This is a genomic window from Amaricoccus solimangrovi (genome assembly GCF_006385685.1).
Classification (GTDB): domain Bacteria; phylum Pseudomonadota; class Alphaproteobacteria; order Rhodobacterales; family Rhodobacteraceae; genus Amaricoccus; species Amaricoccus solimangrovi.
The window spans coordinates 14,537-30,453 of the sequence record NZ_VFRP01000026.1 but is presented as its reverse complement, the minus strand read 5'-3'; the positions used below and the strand labels follow the sequence as shown (position 1 = coordinate 30,453).

At 71.5% G+C, this 15,917-nt stretch carries 15 protein-coding genes and 2 tRNA genes; 10 read left to right on the top strand and 7 right to left on the bottom strand.

The annotated features are described in order from the left end of the window. The first annotated feature begins 41 nt into the window (after positions 1-41). The 4 genes from FJM51_RS19035 to FJM51_RS19020 are packed head-to-tail and all read left to right on the top strand — an operon-like array spanning position 42 to position 4,055. On the top strand, positions 42-854 hold the full coding sequence (locus tag FJM51_RS19035; RefSeq protein WP_140455719.1) for a UDP-2,3-diacylglucosamine diphosphatase: 813 nt from the start codon (positions 42-44) through the stop codon (positions 852-854). Further along, positions 854-2,086: a BtaA family protein gene (locus FJM51_RS19030; RefSeq protein WP_140455718.1), complete on the top strand. Its 1,233-nt coding sequence runs from the start codon at positions 854-856 to the stop codon at positions 2,084-2,086. The genes FJM51_RS19035 and FJM51_RS19030 overlap by 1 nt, the downstream gene beginning before the upstream one ends. Then, positions 2,083-2,754 carry a class I SAM-dependent methyltransferase gene (locus FJM51_RS19025; RefSeq protein ID WP_140455717.1) on the top strand — a complete coding sequence of 224 codons (672 nt, stop codon included), beginning with the start codon at positions 2,083-2,085 and terminating at the stop codon, positions 2,752-2,754. The genes FJM51_RS19030 and FJM51_RS19025 overlap by 4 nt, the downstream gene beginning before the upstream one ends. A 41-nt stretch (positions 2,755-2,795) precedes the next feature. After that, positions 2,796-4,055 (top strand): DNA polymerase IV, encoded by a 1,260-nt coding sequence (locus tag FJM51_RS19020; RefSeq protein WP_140455716.1) that lies wholly within the window; start codon positions 2,796-2,798, stop codon positions 4,053-4,055. Positions 4,056-4,299: 244 nt separating this feature from the next. On the opposite strand, the gene FJM51_RS19015 is transcribed toward FJM51_RS19020, so the two are convergent. Continuing rightward, the gene (locus FJM51_RS19015; RefSeq protein ID WP_140455715.1) at positions 4,300-5,163 is read right to left on the bottom strand and encodes an N-formylglutamate amidohydrolase; all 864 of its coding nucleotides are present in this window, start codon (positions 5,161-5,163) and stop codon (positions 4,300-4,302) included. 148 nt (positions 5,164-5,311) lie between these two features. On the opposite strand from FJM51_RS19015, the gene FJM51_RS19010 reads away from it, so the two are divergent. From FJM51_RS19010 to FJM51_RS19000, 3 genes are all read left to right on the top strand, one after another. After that, positions 5,312-5,386, top strand: a tRNA-Val gene (locus tag FJM51_RS19010). A 97-nt stretch (positions 5,387-5,483) separates the two neighbouring features. Further along, positions 5,484-5,609, top strand: coding sequence for a type B 50S ribosomal protein L36 (gene ykgO / locus FJM51_RS19005; RefSeq protein ID WP_140455714.1), 126 nt, complete (start codon positions 5,484-5,486; stop codon positions 5,607-5,609). A gap of 267 nt (positions 5,610-5,876) precedes the next feature. After that, positions 5,877-6,746: a transglutaminase-like domain-containing protein gene (locus FJM51_RS19000; protein WP_140455713.1), complete on the top strand. Its 870-nt coding sequence runs from the start codon at positions 5,877-5,879 to the stop codon at positions 6,744-6,746. 156 nt (positions 6,747-6,902) lie between these two features. Here the strand turns inward: FJM51_RS19000 and FJM51_RS18995 are convergent, their stop codons facing one another. Beyond that, a complete protein-coding gene (locus FJM51_RS18995) occupies positions 6,903-7,145 on the bottom strand; it encodes a hypothetical protein (protein WP_140455712.1) in 243 nt (80 codons plus the stop codon). Between the two features lie 102 nt (positions 7,146-7,247). Further along, positions 7,248-7,397 (bottom strand): hypothetical protein, encoded by a 150-nt coding sequence (locus tag FJM51_RS23870; protein WP_181164637.1) that lies wholly within the window; start codon positions 7,395-7,397, stop codon positions 7,248-7,250. Positions 7,398-7,690: 293 nt separating this feature from the next. Between FJM51_RS23870 and FJM51_RS18990 the strand changes: the two genes are divergently transcribed. Both FJM51_RS18990 and FJM51_RS18985 read left to right on the top strand, forming a co-directional pair. Further along, a tRNA-Asp gene (locus tag FJM51_RS18990) sits at positions 7,691-7,767 on the top strand. Positions 7,768-7,944: 177 nt separating this feature from the next. Continuing rightward, positions 7,945-8,850, top strand: a complete 906-nt coding sequence (locus FJM51_RS18985) for a cation diffusion facilitator family transporter (protein ID WP_140455711.1) — start codon at positions 7,945-7,947, stop codon at positions 8,848-8,850. Positions 8,851-8,865: 15 nt separating this feature from the next. On the opposite strand, the gene FJM51_RS18980 is transcribed toward FJM51_RS18985, so the two are convergent. Further along, positions 8,866-9,618 (bottom strand): cytochrome c biogenesis CcdA family protein, encoded by a 753-nt coding sequence (locus FJM51_RS18980; RefSeq protein ID WP_140455710.1) that lies wholly within the window; start codon positions 9,616-9,618, stop codon positions 8,866-8,868. A 123-nt stretch (positions 9,619-9,741) separates the two neighbouring features. On the opposite strand from FJM51_RS18980, the gene FJM51_RS18975 reads away from it, so the two are divergent. Further along, positions 9,742-9,984, top strand: a complete 243-nt coding sequence (locus FJM51_RS18975; RefSeq protein WP_140455709.1) for a sulfurtransferase TusA family protein — start codon at positions 9,742-9,744, stop codon at positions 9,982-9,984. A 22-nt stretch (positions 9,985-10,006) separates the two neighbouring features. Here FJM51_RS18975 and FJM51_RS18970 read toward each other — a convergent pair whose 3' ends face one another. From FJM51_RS18970 to hrpB, 3 genes are all read right to left on the bottom strand, one after another. Further along, on the bottom strand, positions 10,007-11,629 hold the full coding sequence (locus tag FJM51_RS18970; protein ID WP_140455708.1) for a M10 family metallopeptidase: 1,623 nt from the start codon (positions 11,627-11,629) through the stop codon (positions 10,007-10,009). A gap of 254 nt (positions 11,630-11,883) precedes the next feature. Then, on the bottom strand, positions 11,884-13,317 hold the full coding sequence (locus tag FJM51_RS18965; protein ID WP_140455707.1) for a Glu/Leu/Phe/Val family dehydrogenase: 1,434 nt from the start codon (positions 13,315-13,317) through the stop codon (positions 11,884-11,886). A gap of 112 nt (positions 13,318-13,429) precedes the next feature. Beyond that, entirely contained in the window at positions 13,430-15,913 is a 2,484-nt protein-coding gene (gene hrpB, locus FJM51_RS18960) for an ATP-dependent helicase HrpB (protein WP_438502767.1), read from the bottom strand. Between the last annotated feature and the right edge of the window lie 4 nt (positions 15,914-15,917).

The window sequence follows — 15,917 nt, the reverse complement described above, 5'->3', positions numbered from 1 at the left end:
GCTAGACAGCCCCCGAAGCGAAGCGGACCGGACCGGGGCACGTGCGATACCGAACGATCTTTCTCTCCGACGTCCACCTCGGAACCCGGGGCTGCCAGGCGGAGATGCTGCTCGATTTCCTCGCCCGCGCCGAGGCCGAGACCTGGTATCTCGTCGGCGACATCTTCGACGGCTGGCGGCTGAAGCGCGGCTGGCACTGGCCCCGTGCCCATAACGACGTGGTGCAAGCCCTTCTCGCCAAAGCACATTCCGGCGCGCGCATCGTCTTCGTCCCCGGCAATCACGACGAGGTCCTGCGCGGCTATCCCGGCATCCATTTCGGCGGCATCGAGGTGACGCCCCGCGCCGTGCACGAGACCGCCGACGGCCGCCGCTTCCTCGTCACCCATGGCGACGAGTTCGACGCGGTGGTGATGAACGCGAAATGGCTCGCCCATGTCGGCGACGTCGCCTACGAGGTCGCGCTCTGGCTCAACACCCGCCTGAACCGCCTCCGCGCCTGGACCGGCCGGCCGTACTGGTCGCTGTCGAACTGGTGCAAATCCCAGGTGAAACAGGCGGTCAACTATATCGGCGCCTATGAGGCGGTGCTCGCGGACGAGGCGCGGCGCCATGGCTGCGAGGGCGTCATCTGCGGCCATATCCACGCCGCCCAGCTCAGACCCATCGGCGAAATCACCTATGTGAACACCGGCGACTGGGTCGAGAGCTGCACCGCCGCGGTCGAGGATCAGACGGGCGAGATCCGCCTGATCGACTGGGCCGAGCAGCGCCGCCGCCGCGCCGCGATCCGCGCGATTTCCACCCAGCCGGAGGGCGAGACCGCCGGCGGCAAGACAGGAGCGGCCGCCTGATGGCCCTGACCGAGATCCCCACCTCCGCCGACCAGCTGCACGCGGCCGTCCGGGGCAACGCCGCGACCGCGCCGGTCGCCCTGCTCGAACGGCTCTTCGCGCGGCTGTTCCAGGACCTCGTCTACCCGCAGATCTGGGAGGATCCGGTCGCGGACATGGCCGCCCTCGCGCTCTCTCCCTCCGACCGGGTGATCTGCATCGCCTCGGGCGGGTGCAACCTGATGTCCTACCTGACCGCCTCCCCCGCCTCGGTGACGGCGGTGGACCTCTCGCCCGCCCATGTCGCGCTCTGCCGGCTGAAGCTCGCCGCCGCCCGGCACCTGCCCGACCACGCCGCCTTCCACGGCTTCTTCGCGAGCGCGAACCTGCCCCACAACACCGCGCTCTACGACCGCTATCTCGCACCCCATCTCGACGCGGAGACCCGCGCCTACTGGGAGGCGCGCGGGATCCGGGGGCGGCGGATCGGCATGTTCGCCCGCGGCTTCCACCGCCACGGGCTGCTCGGCCGCTTCATCGGCGCCACGCATCTCCTGGCCCGGCTCGGCGGCGTCGATTTCCGACCGCTCCTCGCCGCGCGCACGCTCGGGGAGCAGCGCCGGTTCTTCGAGACGCGGATCGATCCGCTGCTGGGCTCCGCCCCGGTGCGCTTCCTCGCCCGCCGGCGCGCCGCGCTGTTCGGGCTCGGCATCCCGCCGGCGCAATACGACAAGCTCGCGGCGGACGGCGGCGGCGACGTGCTGCCGGTGCTGCGCGAGCGGGCGCGGCGGCTGATCTGCGACTTCCCGATCCGCGAGAACTATTTCGCCTGGCAGGCGCTGGCGCGGCGCTACGACACCGCGCCGGACGCCGCGCTGCCGCCCTACCTGACGGCGGAGAATTTCGAGACGGTGCGCGCGAACGCGGCCCGGGCCCATGTGTTCAACCGCTCGCTCACCGATCTGCTGGAGCGCGAGCCGGCGGGCCGGCTCGACGCCTACGTTCTGCTCGACGCGCAGGACTGGATGAGCGCGGCGCAGCTCGACGCGCTCTGGCTCCAGATCACCCGGACGGCGGCGCCGGGCGCGCGCGTCCTCTTCCGCACCGGCGGCGTGCACGACATCCTGCCCGGCCGTCTCGCGCCGGAACTGCTCGCGCGCTGGCGCTACGACCGCGCCGCCTCCGAGGCCGCGACCGCCGCCGACCGCTCGGCGATCTACGGCGCGACCCATCTCTACCGGCGCGCGGCATGAACGCGCGCCCCCTGCCCGCGGGCCCGGCGGCGCCCGAGGATGGCCACGCCGCGCTGATGGACGGCGTCTACCGCTACCAGCGGCATTTCTACGACCTGACGCGGCGGCCATACCTGCTCGGCCGCGAGCATCTGCTCGACCGGCTCGCCCCGCCCGCGCGCGGCCATGTGCTCGAGATCGCCTGCGGCACCGGGCGCAACCTCGCCGGCGTGCTGCGGCGGCATCCGGAGGTCTGCCTCTACGGGCTCGACATCTCCGAGGAGATGCTGCGGAGCGCGGCGCGGACGCTCGGAGGCCGCGCCCGCCTCGCGAGCGGCGACGCGCGCGCCTTCGACGCGCCGAAGCTGTTCGGCCGGGAAGGATTTCACCGGATCATCCTCTCCTACAGCCTGTCGATGATCCCCGACTGGCGCGGCGCGCTGGCCGAGGCCGCGCGCCATCTCGCGCCCGGGGGCGAGTTGCACGTCGTCGATTTCGGCGACCAGTCCGGGATGCCGCGCTGGTTCGACGCGGGGCTGCGCGCCTGGCTCGCCCGCTTCCACGTGACGCCGCGCGGCGATCTCGCGACCGCGCTGGCGCGCGAGGCCGAGGCGGTCGGGGGCGCGGCGGTCTGGAGCCCGCTCCTGCGCTCCTACGCGCAATACGGCGTGCTGATCCGCCACGACTGAGGCCGCTCGCCGGCGGCCCGGGGCGCTGCTATTCTCGCGCGATGGACACGCCCGCCCTCTGCCGCGACTGCCTGACGCCCTCCGCCGCCGAAGGCCGCTGCCCGGCCTGCGGCTCGCCCCGGCGCGTCCGGCATCCCGAGCTGATGACGCTCTCGACCGCGCATGTCGATTGCGACGCCTTCTACGCCTCGGTCGAGAAACGCGACGATCCGGCGATTCGCGACCTGCCGGTGATCATCGGCGGCGGCAGGCGGGGCGTGGTCTCGACCTGCTGCTACATCGCGCGAATCAAGGGCGTCCGCTCGGCCATGCCGATGTTCAAGGCGCTCAGACTCTGCCCCGAGGCGGTGGTGGTGCCGCCCCGGATGGCGAAATACGCCGAGGTGAGCCGCGCGATCCGGGCGATGATGCTCGAACTCACGCCGCTGGTGGAGCCGCTGTCGCTCGACGAGGCCTTCCTCGACCTCACAGGTACCGGGCGGCTGCACGGCGCGCCGCCCGCCGTGCTGCTCGCCCGGCTTCAGGCGCGGGTGGAGGCGGAACTCGGCATCACGCTCTCGGTCGGGCTGTCGCACAACAAGTTCCTCGCCAAGATCGCCTCCGATCTCGACAAGCCCCGCGGCTTCGCGGTGATCGGCCGGGCGGAGACCGAGGCCTTCCTCGATCCGAAGCCGGTCGGGCTCATCTGGGGCGTCGGCGCGGCGGCGGTCGCGAGCCTGGAGCGCGAGGGGATCCGCAGGATCGGCGACCTGCGGCGGCGGGAGCGGAAATACCTGATCGAGCGTTTCGGCGCGCTCGGCGACAGGCTCTGGCACCTGGCGCGCGGCGAGGACAGCCGCGCCGTCAGCCCCGACCGGGCACCGAAATCCATCTCCCACGAAACGACCTTCGACACCGATATCGGCGATCCCGCCGAACTGCGCCGCCACCTCTGGATCCTGAGCGAGGAGCTTTCGGCGCGGGCGAAGGCGAAGGAAATCGGCGGGCGGACCATCACGCTGAAGCTCCGGCGCGCCGATTTCGCACTGCTGAGCCGGCGCCACACGCTCGACGCGCCGACGCAGCTCGCCGACCGGATCTTCCGCGCCGCCGAGGTGCCGCTGATCCGCGACCTCTCCCAGGGGCCGTTCCGGCTGATCGGCGTCGGGATTTCCGAACTGGTCCCGGCGGAACGCTGCGATCCGGCGGACGACCTTCTTGACGCGGGTGCGGGCAAACGCCGGCAGGTTGAACGCGCGAGTGATCTCATTCGTTCCCGATTTGGCGCGAATGCGATCGTTTTGGGTCGCGCCCTGCGCTGAAACGCGCGGTTTCGTGGCGGATATGTCACAGATTCGGCAGCCTGAACCCCGATCCGAAAATTCTCGAACATCGAGGGACACGGAACGCTTGACCTTTGCTGCGCCGCCGCATATACATACTCACATGATGCGTTGCATCATACACGCCCTACGGGCGTTTCCTCCCTAAACTTGGGCCGTGCCATGCGCACGGCCTTTTTTTTGGAAATTCCGCCCGTTGCCGGGAGACCCGGGCGCGCCGCCGCTACTCCGCGGCGACCTTCATCCGCCTCGGCCCGAGCGCGGTCAGCGCGCGCACCGCCCCGCCGATCGCCTCGGCGATGGCAACGAAATCGCGCGAGCGGATGATCGTGCGCTCCTCCATGTAGAGCGAGCGGTCGATCTCGATCTGCAGCGCCTGGACGCCATGCGCCGGCCGGCCGTAGTGCTGGGTGATGTAGCCGCCGGCGAAGGGCGCGTTGCGCACCACGGAGAATCCCGCCTCGGTGAAGATCTCCGTCGCCGCGTCCACCAGCCAGCGGTCGCAGGAGGCGCCGAACCGGTCGCCCAGCACGAGGTTGGGCCGCCGCTTCTGCCCGAGGTTCAGCGCGGAATTCAGCGCGTCGCTCGGCATCGAATGGCAGTCGAACAGGATCGCCATGCCGAATCGCGCCTTCTGGTCCTCGATGAGCGCGCGGAGCCTGTCGTGATAGGGGTGCCAGTAGGTCGCGATCCGCCGCTGCGCCTCGGCGAGCGGCAGCTTGCCGTGGATGATCGGGCGCCCCTCCGCGACGACGCGGGGGATGACGCCGAGCCCCGCGGCGATTCGCGGATTGAGCACGCGCCGCGACGCCCCGGCGATCAGCGCCGGATCGAGATCGTCGGAGGCGCGATTGAGATCGAGAAAGGCCCGCGGCATCGTCGCCGCCATCAGCGGCGCGCCATGGCGCGGCGCGCTGCGGAAAAGCTCGTCGACGAAGGCGTCCTCGGAGGAGCGCAGCCGGACCGGATCGAGCAGCGTGGCCCCGAGCAGCGCCAGTGGATAGGCGGATCCGCTATGGGGCGAGTTGAACACTGCGCAGGACGTATACTCCTCCGGCTCGCGCAGCTGATAGACCAGTTCGTCCATGCCTTCCCGACCCCATACCCGCCGGCGCTCCGGGCCAGTCCCGGCGATGACTATATGGGGATGAGAAAGCGTTTGGAAATCACTTGAACCTTCCGGCGGCATCCCTTAAGGACACGCCACGGTTTCGGAGGCGACGCCTTCGACGCCCGGGCGTATAGCTCAGCGGGAGAGCACTTCGTTGACATCGAAGGGGTCACTGGTTCAATCCCAGTTACGCCCACCATTCCCCCTCGGGGGTCTGGCCCGAAATTCCGCCCGAAAGGGCTGACCGCAACCAGGCGCAGGATCGCTCCGCGCGCCGCTTAGAAAGGAGAGAGGCCATGAAGGTCGTGAATTCGCTTCGCTCCCTGAAGCTGCGCCATCGCGACTGCCGCGTTGTGCGCCGCAAGGGTCGTGTCTTCGTGATCAACAAGACCCAGCGCCGGTTCAAGGCCCGTCAGGGCTGAGGCGTGCCCTGACCGGCCTCGGGCCGGCGGGAGAGCAACCGAACTTCGATGATCCGCGCCCTCGCCGGCGCGGATTTTTCGTTTCCGGCCCCCGCGCCGGGAGGATGCCCCGCGCCGCGCCGCCTGCCGGGCATCGGCGGCTTCCGGCCCGCCGCGGGAATCCTGCCCGGAGGCCCGGAACAAAGCGCGCGGCTTCCCGTTGAACCCGCCAAGACGCCAGCGGGCGTCGAGCCTGCGAAGGCCGGATTCAAGGAAGGAGACCTGGCGTTGTTCATTCGCGCTGGCTTTGAGATTTCCATTCGCTGCGACAACGAGACCCCGATCCTGTGCGCGCTGTCGCCCCGGCCCGAGGTCAGTCCGGTGCTGGGCGACGGCGCCGTGCGCTGCGAGCCGCGGCTGCCGGGCCAGACCTACACCGATTCGTTCGGCAACCGGATGACGCGCCTGACCCACCCGGGCGGGCTCGTCACGCTGGTGAGCGATTTCGTGATCGAGGACGGCGGCGATCCCGATCCCGTCCATCCCTGGGCCGAACAGCTGCCCGTCAGCCACCTGCCGGCCGAGACGCTGCGCTATCTGGTGCCCAGCCGATTCGTCGAATCGGATCTGCTGTCGAACGAGGCGTGGTCGATGTTCGGCCATATTCCGGACGGCTGGGCGCGGGTGCAGGCGATCTGCGACTTCGTGCACAACCATATCGAATTCGGCTACTGCCACGGGCGGCCGACGAAGACCGCGCTCGACGCCTACCGCGAAGGCAGGGGCGTGTGCCGCGACTTCGCCCATCTCTCGATCGCCTTCTGCCGCGCGCTCAACATCCCCGCCCGCTACGGCAGCGGCTATCTCGGCGACATCGGTGTGCCCTACAACCCCGACCCGATGGATTTCTGCGCCTGGTTCGAGGTCTTCCTCGGCGGGCGCTGGTACACGTTCGACGCGCGCTACAACGTGCCGCGCATCGGCCGGATCCTGATGGTGCGCGGCATGGACGCCGCCGACGTGTCGATGGTGACGAGCTACGGCCCGCACCGGATGGAGAAGTTCGAGGTCTGGTGCGAGGAGATCGCGGCGGGCCGCCGGCTCGAGGACGTCCGTGCAGAGCTTCGCATACCGCTGGTCGGAGTCGCCGCGGCCTGATCCCCGGCCGCGCGGGCGCGACCCTGCCCGCGGGAATGACGCGCCTGTCCCTCCGGGCGCGTCACAGCGCGGGGTCGTTCCGGAATTTCCCGAGACGGCCCCGCGCGCAAGAGATGCGAGGCGGACCGGAAGCCCGCCCCTTGCCATTCGGACCGATCAGGCGACGATGGCGGATTGTTCCCGCTCGTCGATCGCCGCCGCCTCGGTCATCGCGTTCCGGCGCGAGATGACGAGGAAACTGCCGCTGGTGTCGAAGGCGGCGGACTGGTCGCCCTCCGCCGCGCGGCGGGGCTGCCAGATCACGTTGATGACCTCGGCGCCGGTCTCCGCCAGCGAATCGAGCCGCCGGATGAGTTCCTCGGGGTCGTCGGGGCAGATGTCGATCGAATGTCTGTACATGCGCTTCTCCTCGCTTACGCGGCGGAAACGCTCACACACCCGAATCGTTGCGGTGGACGGGCCGCGCCGGCGAAGGCACGCCGGCGCGGCGCCGCGGCCGGTTCATTCGAACCAGCGTCCTTCCCTCGCATCCTCCTTGCGGGACCGCTCGATGATGTCGCGGACGAGCATCCGCAACAGCTGCGAAATCCCGACCGCCACCGCGAAGGCGGCGAGGGCGAGAATCAGGGAAAAGACGCGCGTCTCGATCACGGGACACCCCTCACTAATCGCGATGAGAGCATCACGACACCAAGCACCAGATCGACGTGGCCGAGCCCGCGCTGCGCCGCACCCTATGCGAAGCGGTGGGGGGATTCACGTGGTCACGTGAGGGCGCGCGGAAAACCGCCGCGGGGCCTGGCGCGCGGCGCGCGGCGAATTCGTCGCGCATCCGTCACGGGGGGCCTTGACGCCCCCCGGGCACCCCCCTAAAAGGCCCCCAGCGACGCGGCGCCGGGCCGCGCGGGGCAAGCCCCGGGCACCGGATCCACGACGCGAAAAGCGCGGTTGTAGCTCAGTCGGTTAGAGTGCCGGCCTGTCACGCCGGAGGTCGCGGGTTCGAGCCCCGTCAACCGCGCCACTTCCCCCCTCGACACGTTCGATGACCCGGAATCGCTCTCCGCCGGAGGGCGCCGCGGTATCCGGTCACCGGGGCGGGATGTCGGCGCCGCCGGCGGGCTGTCATCGCCCCGCGCGGCGGCCGGTTGCCGGCGCGGAGTCGCTCGGCTATAGCGTTCGACCTTCGAACGGAGGCGTCATGCAGGGGAGCATCAGGATCGCGGCGGGCAGCCTCGCGGTGGGATTCGCCGTCCTCGCGATCAAGTATCTCGCCTACGCGGTGACCGGGTCGGTGGCGCTCTATTCCGACGCGCTCGAGAGCCTCGTCAACGTCGCGACCGCGCTGGTCGCGCTTTTCGCGGTCCGGCTGTCCGCGCAGCCGGCGGACCAGAATCACCCCTATGGCCACCACAAGATCGAGTATTTCAGCGCGGTCTTCGCCGGGACGCTGATCATCCTCGCCGCCGGGATGATCCTGCGCGAGGCCTGGGCGGGGCTGCGCGACCCGCGCGCGATCGAGGCGCCGCTGCCCGGCCTGCTGCTGAGCGGCCTTGCGAGCGCGCTCAACGCCGGCTGGAGCCGGGTTCTCATCGGGCGGGGCCGCGCGATGCGCTCGCCCGCGCTGGTCGCGGATGGCAGGCATCTGCTCTCGGACGTCGTCACCTCGGTCGGCGTGACCTTCGGGATCGTGCTGACGGTGGTGAGCGGCTGGAAGATCCTGGACCCGCTGATGGCCGGCGTCGTCGCGCTCAGCATCCTCTGGTCGGGCTGGCACGTGGTGCGGGACTCGTTCGGCGGGCTGATGGACGAGGCGCTGCCGGAAGAGGCGCTCGCCCCGATCCTGCGCGCGATCGAGAAGGGGGGCGACGGCGCCATCGAGGTGCACGACCTGCGCGCCCGGGGCAGCGGCCCGGCCACCTTCGTCGATTTCCACATGGTCGTGCCGGGCGACATGCCGGTCTCGGAGGCGCATGCGATCTGCGACCGGATCGAACAGGCGATCAAGGCGACGACGGCGGACGCGCTCGTCACCATCCATGTCGAACCCGAGGAGAAGGCGAAGCTCGAACCCTCCGAGGGGCTCGCCATCGCCACCAAGGCCTGAGGGCCGGATCCGGCCTCAGCCGATCAGCGCCAGCGACGGGAAGGTCTCGAGCAGCCAGAAGGACAGGCTGGTGAAGCCGCCCGTCAGCATCAGCAGGCCCACCGCGACGAGCAGCACGCCCATCGCCCGCTCGACCGTCGGCATGTGGCGGCGGAGCCCCGCGAGCAGGCCCAGCGCGTGGCGCAGGAACACCGCCGTCAGCAGGAACGGCAGGCCGAGGCCGACCGCGTAGAAGCCCATCATGACGAGCCCGCGCTCGAGCGAGCCCTCCTGCGCGGCGAGGCTCAGGATCGTGCCGAGCACCGGGCCGATGCAGGGGGTCCAGCCGAAGGCGAAGGCGAGGCCGAGCAGATAGGCGCCGAAGGGCGAGCCGGCCTGGTCACCCGCGTCGATCCGCGCCTCGCGGTAGAGCAGCGGGATGCGCAGCACGCCGAGGAAATGGAGCCCGAAGAGCACGATCACCACGCCGCCGATCAGTCCCATCTCGCGCTGCCAGGCCAGGAACATCCGCCCGAAGGCCGAGGCGGCGAGGCCGAGCACGAGGAAGACGGTCGAGAGGCCGAGCACGAAGAAGGTGGCCGCCGTCATCACCCGGCGATCCGCGCCCCCGCCCCGGCGCATGTCCTCGATCGAGGTTCCCGCCATGTAGGCGAGGTAGGGCGGCACGATCGGCAGGACGCAGGGCGACAGGAAGCTCAGCACGCCCGCGAGCAGCGCCACGATGAGCGCGGGCGCCAGCGCCCCGTCGAAGAGATCGATTCCGAACATCCGCCGCCTGTCCCGCTCCTGCCCCGGTCGGCGGGCACCCTAGCGCCCCCGCCCGGCCACGTCACGGCCGCGCGATCTCAAAATCCCGTGGCCGTCCGCGGCTTTTGCTGGCATCGAGGAGCGATGGACTGGGATGACGAGATCGACGCCCGCGGGCTTCTCTGCCCGCTGCCGGTGCTCCGGGCGCGCAAGCGCCTGCTGGCGCTGCCCGAGGGGGCCGTGCTGCGCGTGCTGGCCGACGACCCGGCCGCGGTGGTCGACATGCCGCATTTCTGCGCCGAGGCCGGGCACCTGCTTCTGCGCGCCTCGGAAGAGGCGGGGGCCACGGCTTGGCTGATCCGGCGCGGTCCCGGGCGCGGAGCGTAGACCTCCGCCCGGCTCCGCGGGGTCAGAGGATGAAGTCGCCCGCCACATAGGCGCTCGCGAGCGTCGCGCCGTCCTTGATCACCAGTTCGAAATCGGCCGCCGCGTCGCCGTCGTGGTTGCCGTGCACGATCGTGTCCGTGCCCGAATTGGTGAGCCAGAGATGACCCCGGGCGGTCCCGCCCAGCACGAAGCTCTGGTCGCCGGCGACCTTCGTATTCGCGTCGATCCCCGAGACGTCGATCCGGTCGCCTCCCGCGACGCCCGCGCCGTCGAAGGCGCCGCCGCCATCGCCCGCCCGGATGACGTCGCGCGCGCTGAGCCCCGAATCCGAACGGCTCGCCAGCCGGAAGACGTCGCTTCCCGGGCCGCCGATCAGCGTGTCGGCGCCGGCGCCGCCGGTCAGCGTGTCGTTGCCCGCCCCGCCCCGGAGCGTGTCGGCGCCGCCCGCGCCGAGGATCCGGTCAGCGCCGCCGAGGCCGGAAAGCACGTTCGCCGCGCCGTTGCCGGTCAGGATGTCCGCGCCCGAGCCGCCCTTCGCGGCCTCGATCACCGTGCCCATCGCGATCGACATGTTGCCCGTGAGGCCGCCGACGGAGGAGATCGCGCCGGGGTTGAGGTTGATCCGCTGCGCGTCGGAGAAGCCGGAGAAGTCGATCGTGTCGCGGCCGCCGCCATCGACGATCGTGAAGGCCATCTCGTCGGCGTATTTGTCGAGATTGGCGAAGACGGTGGAGCCTATGTTGCTGTTGAAGCCCCAGGTGGTGTTGCCGGTGAACCCGCCGACTCCGCCGTACATCCGGCCGAGCGCGATCCAGTCCGCCACCATCGGCGAGAGGTCGAAGGCGTAATCCGCGTCGACGGCCGTGTTGTCGATCTGCGAGAAATACGACATGACCGACGCCTGCCAGCTGTCGTTCAGATAGTGGTTGCTGTTGTCCCCGTAGGAGGCGTCGCCGGTATTCGTCACATAGGTCGCGCCGCCGTTGTAGTCGCCGGCATGGCCGAGGCCGAGCGCGTGGCCGATCTCGTGGACGAAGGTCTGCAGCGAATAGGTGGCGCTGCCGGTACCGTAATGCGAGACCCAGTCCGAGCCCACGTTCACATTGGCCTGCGCGATCGTGTTCTGCGCGTCGGCGTAGGAGGCGACCCAGGTATAGGCCGAGTTCTTGTCGTCGTTGAGGAAGAGGATGTCGACCGAGGCGCCGCTCGAACTCGTCTTGACGAAGTCGATGCCGAGCACCTCGCCGTAGAGGCGCAGCGCCTTCTGCGCCAGCGCCGCGCCGGCGGAGGAGAGCGCGTCGGTGTTGTAGCGCAGCACGCCGTCGTTCGCGCCGACGCCGGTCGCGCCCATGTTGAAGCTGCGCGGCAGCTCGCCCACGTCCTTCCAGTAGCCGGCCCGCAGGTAATCGGCGATCTGGGTGTTCGAATAGGTCGGAAGCGCCGCGCCGGCCGCGGCGGCTGCCGAGACCTGGGACGGGCGCGCGGCGGAAAGCGGCTCCGCCATATCGGCCGCGGCGTGGAACCGGAACGCGGGCGCGGCGTCGAAATCGAGCGCGGGCGCGGCGAAGGCCTCCTCCCGCGCGGCGGCCCCGGTGTCCGGTTCGTTGAAGATGATCCGGTCCCCGGACTCGAAGATACGCGCCATTTTTCAGCCTCCACAGCCTACTTCCGACAGGGGCGCCTTCTCCGTCTACCCCGCCCTCCGGTCAAGGCTGCCCGGCCGCGTCGGCGGGAACACGCCCGCGGCGCGATGGCGCATGACCTCGGCCGGGGGTGCCCGCGAACTCCGGGCTGCGATCCGACCGAGGCGACGAACGCGGGCCGCGCGCCCGCGTCTCACGGGGCGTTTCGCGCCCCGGGATCAGGCCGGCATCCCCTCCCCCGAGGTGCCGGGACGGTTCAGAGACCCTTCGAGCGGTAGCTGGCCGCGACGCGGCCGATCGAGACGAGATAGGCGGCGACGCGCAGATCCTCGACGCCCTTGCGCGTGTGCCAGACCTCGCGAATCGACTGATAGGCCTCGCGCATCGTGTCATCGAGGCCGGAGCGGACCAGTTCGAGCTCGCCCGCGCCGCGCACGTACTGGCTCTTGAACGTGTCCGACAGGCCGTGCTTCATCCCGCTGGTCCGGGCGACGCGTTCGAGTTCCTGCACGAGCAGCGCGTGCTGCGCCTCCTCCTGGCGGCGCTGCATCCGGCCGAAGCGGATGTGGCTGAGGTTCTTCACCCATTCGAAATAGCTCACCGTCACGCCGCCCGCGTTGGCATAGAGATCGGGGATGATCACCTTGCCCTTGCGGCGGAGCAGATCGTCCGCCCCGGCGGTCACCGGGCCGTTCGCCGCCTCGATGATCAGCGGCGCCTGGATCCGGTCGGCGTTCGAGAGGTTGATCACCCCTTCCATCGCGGCGGGCACGAGGATGTCGCATTCCGCCTCCAGGACCGCCGAGCCCTCCTCGTAATAGGTCGCGCCGGGGAAGTCCTTCACGCCGCCGGTGGCGCCGATATGGGCCTTCAGATGCTCGATCGAGAGGCCGGCGGGGTTCATCACGGCGCCGTCGCGCTCGATCACGCCGGTGACGAGCGCCCCGTCCTCCTCCGATAGGAACTTCGCCGCGTGGAAGCCGACGTTGCCGAGCCCCTGCACGACGACCCGCTTGCCCTCCAGGCCGCCGTCGAGATGCGCCCGCGCCACGTCCTCGGGATGGCGGAAGAACTCGCGGAGCGCGTATTGGATGCCCCGCCCCGTCGCCTCGACCCGGCCCTGGATGCCGCCCGCGTTGAGCGGCTTGCCGGTCACGCAGGCGGCGGCGTTGATGTCGGTCGTGTTCATCCGCCGGTACTGGTCGACGATCCAGGCCATCTCGCGCTCGCCCGTGCCCATGTCCGGGGCGGGCACGTTCTGGCTCGGGTTGATGAGGTCGCGCTTGGCCAGTTCATAGGCGAAGCGGCGGGTGATGAGCTCGAGTTCGTGCTCGTCCCATTCGCGCGGATCGATCCGGAGCCCGCCCTTGGAGCCGCCGAAGGGCGTCTCCACCAGCGCGCATTTGTAGGTCATCAGCGCCGCCAGCGCCTCGACCTCGTCCTGGTTGACGCTCATCGCGTAGCGGATGCCGCCCTTGACCGGCTCCATGTGCTCGGAATGCACCGAGCGGTAGCCGGTGAAGGTATGGATCGCCCCGCGCAGCCTGACGCCGAATCGAACCGTGTAGGTGGAGTTGCAGACGCGGATCTTCTCCTCCAGCCCCGGCGAGAGATCCATGAGCCGGACGGCCCGGCTGAACATGATGTCGACGGATTCGCGGAAGCTCGGCTCCCTGACGGGCGCGTTCATGATGATATCCCCATTGTTCCGGCCTTCTTCGGGCTCACTCGGCAGCTAACGCCGCGCGGCGCGAGCCGGCAAGCCATAAGGCCGGAACGACGACGCCCCCGTGACGGTTGCCTCAGCCGCGCGGTTTCGCACGCCGCGTCGGCTCGGCGGCGGCCGGATCCTCCGGCCAGGGGTGTTTCGGATAGCGCCCGCGCAGGTCGCGCCGGACGTCGGCGTAGGAGGATTTCCAGAAGCCGGGAAGATCGGCGGTGGTCTGTACCGGGCGCCCCGCCGGCGAGAGCAGTTCGAGCACGAGCGGCACCGCGTCCGGGCCGATCGACGGGTGACGGGTGAGGCCGAACATCTCCTGAAGCCGCACCGCGACGCTCGGCGCGGCGCCGGAATAGTCGATCGCAAGCCGCGTCCCCGTCGGGGCGGCGATCTCCGCCGGGGCGAGCGCGTCGAGCCGCGCGCGCGCCTCCCAGTCGAGCCGCGCGCCCAGCGCCCCGGCGAGGTCGATCCGCGCCAGATCCTCGAGCCGCGCCCGGCCGGTCAGGAACGGGGCGAGCCACTCGTCGAGGCCGTCGCGCAGTCCGGCGTCGGACATGTCGGGCAGGTCCACGCCCCGCGCCCGGAGCCATTCGACCCGCGCGGCGAGGCGGCGGGCCGCGGGCGTCCACGGCAGCGTGTCGAGGCCGAGGTCGCGCACCCCCTCGACCAGCGCGGCGGCGACGGCCTCGGGCGGGGCGTTGGTCCAGGGCCGGTCCTCCAGCGCCAGCGCGCCGAGCATGAGCCGGTCGCGCGCCAGGACCGCGCGGTCGCGGCGGGACCATTCGCAGACCCGCTCGCGGCGCGACGCGTCCGCGTGCAGCGCGCGGATCTCCGCCTCGCTCAGCGACAGCGCGCGGCGCGCCTTCGCCTCGCGCGGATCGCCGTCGAGATCGGCGATGACGAGGAAGGGCGCGCGGGCGAGCGGATCGCCCGGCGGCAGGACCGCGCCCTTGCCGCCCGAGAGCAGGTAGCGCGGCGCCTCGCCGTCGCGGCGTTTCGCGATCCGGTCGGGATAGGCGAGCGAGAGAAGCGCGCCGGCGCCGAGCGGCTCGCCCGCGCCCTTCGCGCCGCCGGCGCGCAGGCGCCGGGCCTCGGCGCGGATCGCGGCGATGGCGCCGCGGTCCACCGTGACGGGATGCTCGCGCTCCGCCGCGCCCGGATCCCGGAGCGCCTGGAGCCGGATCGCGAGATCGACCTCCGCCGGTCCGCCCGCGCCCCGCAGCGGATCGCGCGCGGCGAGCAGCGCGGCCAGATCGGCCGCCAGATCGCGGCTCCGGTGCTCCCCGGCGAGGATGAGCATGTGGCCGAGCCGCGGATGCGTCGGCAGCCCGGCGAGCACGCGGCCATGCGCGGTGATCGCGCCGCCCTGGTCGAGCGCGCCCAGCGCGCGCAGGAGCGCCCGCGCCTCGGCGAGCGCCGGAGCCGGCGGCGGGGTCGGGAAGGGCATGGTCTCGACCGTCCCGCCCCAGAGCGCCACCTCGAGCGCGAGGCCGGCGAGATCGGCGGCGAGAATTTCCGGCGGCGCGGCGGCGGCGAGCGCCCCCTCCTCCCCCTTCGTCCAGAGCCGGTAGCAGCGGCCTGGCGCGACGCGTCCCGCCCGGCCCCGGCGCTGCTCGGCCTCGGCGCGGGTCACGCGCTCGGTGACGAGCCGGCTCATGCCGGAGGCCGGATCGAACCGCGCCCGCCGCGCCCGGCCCGCGTCGATCACGACGCGCACGTCCGGGATCGTGAGCGAGGTCTCCGCGATCGATGTCGCGAGCACGAGCTTGCGCCCCTCCCGCGCGGGCGCGAGCGCGGCGCGCTGCTCCGCGAGCGTGAGCCCGCCATGGAGCGGCTGGAGCCGGACGCCGGGGGGCAGCGCGGGCGCGAGCCGGGCGGCGGTCCGGGCGATCTCGCGCTGGCCCGGCAGGAAGACGAGCACGCCGCCCTCCGTCTCGCCCAGCGCGCGCAGCGTCAGCTCCGCCGTCGCCTCCTCCAGTCCCGGGCCCCGGCCCGCGCCGGAGGCGAGCGGCCGGTCGAGCCAGAGGGTCTCGACCGGAAAGGCGCGGCCCTCGGCGGTGACGACCGGCGCGCCGTCGAGCAGCGCCGAGACCGCCTCCACGTCGAGCGTCGCGGACATGACGAGAAGCTTCAGGTCCGGCCGGAGCGCCCCCCGGATCTCGAGCGCGAGCGCGAGGCCGAGATCGGAGGCGAGCGCGCGCTCGTGGAATTCGTCGAAGATGACGAGGCCGATGCCCCGGAGTTCGGGATCCGACTGGATCATCCGGGTGAGGACGCCCTCGGTCACGACCTCGATCGCCGCGCCCGCCACCGCCTCGCCGCGCATCCGGTAGCCGACGCGCCCCCCGACGGCCTCGCCCAGCCCCTCCGCCAGCCGCTCGGCGGCGGCGCGGGCGGCGACGCGGCGCGGCTCCAGCATCAGGATCCTGCCCCGGACGACGCCCGCCGCGATGAGCGCGAGCGGTACCGCGGTGGTCTTGCCCGCGCCCGGCGGCGCGCGCAGCACCGCGACGCCCGCCCGGCCGAGCGCGGCCGCGAGTTCCGGCAGCGCGGGGGCGATGGGCAGGCCG

Coding starts and splice junctions, on each gene's coding strand:
- FJM51_RS19015 (WP_140455715.1), bottom strand. CDS start 5,163: ATGGACGAACTGGTCTATCAGCTGCGCGAGCCGGAGGAGTATACGTCC.
- FJM51_RS19030 (WP_140455718.1), top strand. CDS start 854: ATGGCCCTGACCGAGATCCCCACCTCCGCCGACCAGCTGCACGCGGCC.
- FJM51_RS18970 (WP_140455708.1), bottom strand. CDS start 11,629: ATGGCGCGTATCTTCGAGTCCGGGGACCGGATCATCTTCAACGAACCG.
- ykgO (WP_140455714.1), top strand. CDS start 5,484: ATGAAGGTCGTGAATTCGCTTCGCTCCCTGAAGCTGCGCCATCGCGAC.
- FJM51_RS18965 (WP_140455707.1), bottom strand. CDS start 13,317: ATGAACGCGCCCGTCAGGGAGCCGAGCTTCCGCGAATCCGTCGACATC.
- FJM51_RS18985 (WP_140455711.1), top strand. CDS start 7,945: ATGCAGGGGAGCATCAGGATCGCGGCGGGCAGCCTCGCGGTGGGATTC.
- FJM51_RS19025 (WP_140455717.1), top strand. CDS start 2,083: ATGAACGCGCGCCCCCTGCCCGCGGGCCCGGCGGCGCCCGAGGATGGC.
- FJM51_RS18980 (WP_140455710.1), bottom strand. CDS start 9,618: ATGTTCGGAATCGATCTCTTCGACGGGGCGCTGGCGCCCGCGCTCATC.
- FJM51_RS18995 (WP_140455712.1), bottom strand. CDS start 7,145: ATGTACAGACATTCGATCGACATCTGCCCCGACGACCCCGAGGAACTC.
- FJM51_RS18975 (WP_140455709.1), top strand. CDS start 9,742: ATGGACTGGGATGACGAGATCGACGCCCGCGGGCTTCTCTGCCCGCTG.
- FJM51_RS19020 (WP_140455716.1), top strand. CDS start 2,796: ATGGACACGCCCGCCCTCTGCCGCGACTGCCTGACGCCCTCCGCCGCC.